The organism is Pseudomonas luteola NBRC 103146, assembly GCF_002091675.1.
In the GTDB taxonomy this organism is placed as follows: domain Bacteria; phylum Pseudomonadota; class Gammaproteobacteria; order Pseudomonadales; family Pseudomonadaceae; genus Chryseomonas; species Chryseomonas luteola.
The window spans coordinates 1-3,371 of sequence record NZ_BDAE01000064.1; the positions used below are offsets into that span (position 1 = coordinate 1).

The 3,371-nt window shown below is 46.5% G+C and carries 2 protein-coding genes; both read right to left on the bottom strand.

All coding sequences use genetic code 11. From position 1 onward, the window contains the following. Positions 1-1,669, bottom strand: a 1,669-nt coding sequence (locus PLU01S_RS24930; RefSeq protein WP_139804005.1) for an integrase, incomplete at its 3' end; no start/stop codon positions are given. A 10-nt stretch (positions 1,670-1,679) separates the two neighbouring features. Further along, positions 1,680-3,371, bottom strand: a 1,692-nt coding sequence (locus PLU01S_RS25900; RefSeq protein WP_218019578.1) for a hypothetical protein, incomplete at its 5' end; no start/stop codon positions are given.

Below are 3,371 nucleotides of genomic sequence, written 5' to 3' on the forward strand. Positions count from 1 at the left end.
CCTCCTCTGTACTATTAAGAGCCTGCAGCATACGGGTCAATCGCTCACCGCCACCACCGGCGACAATACCTGTTTCAGCTGCTTGCACAATATCGTCTAGTGAGCGCTTATTCAGGAGATTTCCAAAATGCTCAATCACAGCTCTGAGCTCATTAAATGACTGGAAGCCTCTTTCAGCGTAGACAAGGCTCATGGCGCGGTGCAGATGTTTGAATTGGTATTTGATATCGTCCAGATCACCTAGACGATTAGCTATGATGAACCAGGCAAAGGTATGTCGGAACTGATGAGCCGTAAACTTGAACACATCCCCGACCCTGTAAGGTACTCCTCGGTTGCCACTATTGGCAGCTACAGAGCGGTAGTTACACGCCATCGTTTCAAGCTGCTGTAAATCCTGCTCTGTCACTAAGATACGGTAAAGGCCAAGGCGTAAGGACTTCACGCAATCACCGCCTTTTGTGCACACTACGAAATTAGATGTACACACCGTTAGGCGCAGGCCAAATAACCACTGGTTTTTCAAACCAGATGTCAGTTTATTGCGTGTCGTCTCAGTTAACCTGTGCGATTGATGCTCCAGAATTAGTCTGGCACGTTCATAGTAAAGGGCGTTGACTTTTGATAGTAACGTTACAGCACGATAGATGAGCTCATTAGCTATCCAATCCAGCTGGATAGCATTATCCGCCGTTTTGGTCATTACGCTGTTCAGGTAATAAAATTGCTCTCCGTCTTCGATACGGCTATGGGCCGAACCTGTCTTCAACGCACCTACCTCAGCATCACGCATACCAGTAAAAGCTAGGATTAGAGTATATGTGTGTCGTTTCAGGTCTCTAAAGTAACTATAAAGCGTTTCTTTTAGTTGCTTTACCAAGTCATACTCGGCTGAAGAAATAATGTGCTTAAGCGTCTTGCAATTTCCCTTGATAATTGCGTGATGCGTCTGACGAAAAGCTTTCGAAAAGTCCTCAAACCGGTTTTCTGCATTTTCTAAATAGGATGAGGCTTCAGCAATCAGCTGCTTCATGATTCCAGTCGGAATGATTGCATGACGAAGTCGGTTCCTTACTTCGTGTCGGTCTATCTCCGCCAGGGTCAGTTCATTCAACAGCTCCATTACTGGGCAAGGTATTAAGCCGTAATCGACCAGATGTTTAAAGGCATCCCTGAAGCTTTTATAACAGGAGGTCGCTAGCTGAGCATTCATACCGCTACGACGATCGTTACCAGTTAGAAACGCTAGCAAAAGGTTTCGAACTCTTAATGTCTGAAGGGCAGGAAAATCTCGAAATGATGCTAATCCTGCCTTGGCGCAGTATTCAGAGAACTTGACCAGCGTGCGTACTCTTTGCGCTACAGTATGCCACTTATAAGAAACGCCCCCTTCTCGAAGGCCATGATGGAACAACAGGAGCATGATGGCCTTTAATTCATAATCAAACTGTTTGCTGCCTGTGGAAATAATGACGCCTTTTCTTGCGCCTTGAGGAGAGAAGAGTTTGTCTCCAAATACATATCTGACCTGACCGCTACGCGGATCGCTATAAGCCCAGATAACCCTATCTCTTAACGAATCAATTTCATCAGCGGAAAGGTCATTCAGGCTTATGTGGCTATCTATTCGGGTGATCACATCCAATACATAAGCCAGATCGGTCATCACGGAATGAGTCCTATAGGGCACTTGTTGATGAGGGAGCATCCGTTAACGCAAAAGACCAGTCTGGATGCATCCCGTTGTCGGCTAGTAATGCTTCCCCCTGGACAACTACTCCCGGAGAGATAGCATCGAGTCGACGGAGAATCTCAGCTACTCGCGTTTTGAGGATAGCAAGGTGGATTCGTTGATCTTCAGTCTCATCATTAGGCAGCACAGACGACTCCATAGACTGCAGAAGGTATGCTCGATAGCTCAATAACTTCCAGACATGTTCTGGGTCTGCCACCGACCGGAAGAATTTGCACCAGATACAGCTTAGAAAATCCGCACAATAGCGCGCTGAAGTGCCTCTTTCAGAGAGAAGCCGCCTGTGTTCGGCTCTATATCGCAATGCTTCGGTATCATCACCGGTTGATGAGCACTGCCCGGCTGGGGTGTGCTGTAAGACATCACTTTGATCAGTGATAATTACAAAATCGGCGGATATTTCCTTACCCGCAAAGTACTTGCCCATAACATCCAAAGCCTGAGCCAGGGTGTATCTGGACTGATTCTCATCAAGACGAAGGTAGCTGGCCTCAAATGTCTTCAACTCATGCCTAGCAGCTGTCTCATAGTCGCCAGAGTTTTTTTGTATAGCACGATACACATGGTTGACCCCGCCTTTGCGGATCTTCTTGGAGTCGAATGTAAGTGAGCAACCACGTCTGGATATCAGTTCGGTGACGACCTTCGTTGCCGCCATGGAAAGCCGCTCTATCTTTCCCTTTCGCTTAATGAGAAACACATAGGACTTGTACAGGGAGTTCTCAGGCAGGGACGCCCTCAAGTCCTTGGTTAGGACATCACGCACATAAAGCAGATCAGCAGCTGCACTACGAACTGCGATCGAAGGAGATATGGGTTCCTTGAAGGAATAGGCATCCGATCGATAACCAGCTCGTGCTTTTTGAAGCACTACCGTTATTGCGCCTGGACTTCCCAACGTTGCAGTCGGAGTAACATCCTCACATTTAAGGCCCAGTGTTGGGGAAAGATTCCAACCAGTCTTTAGAAGGATTCGAGCCAGCATTAGAACGATACGACGCTCGCCGATTATTTCCGGCTCCGCGAGTAACGCCTCGATATGATAAGCCAGTTCACGGCACTGCTCGGCACTATAGTAATCGTCAGTATTTAAGCGCTTTAGGTGCTTATCTGTCCTGTTTATGGAAATAGGATAAGCATCAATCGCAGAGACACCTCTTTCGGTTACTAACCATTTAATACTTTTCTGATAGGTATAGGCTGTGTAGGTAGCAATAATGCTCGCTCGGCCTGCATTCTGTAATAACAGGAAGATAACTTTTTGCAAATTACATATACGGCTATCGAATGCTTTTAGGCCATGCTCGCCCAACAGGAATTTATATTCTTGACCTAGCTCTTTCCAAAGCAACACCATTACGGCTTTGAACTGTGTGAAATGGTGATACACCGTTCTCATGGAGTAGGGGCGCTGAGGTAAGTTGGCTTTTAATTCAGCCAGGAAACTGCTCATATCCTGGTATAGAGCAACGGATATCTCTCGTATTGGCGCGTAGTCGCAAAAGATAGGACGACTTGAATACTCCATTTCAAAGCAAAGCTGATAAGCAAGCAGCTCTTTCATATCCTTTTTAGAGGCTGGAAAGAGCGTATCTATGATTTCTTTGATAGGTCCTAG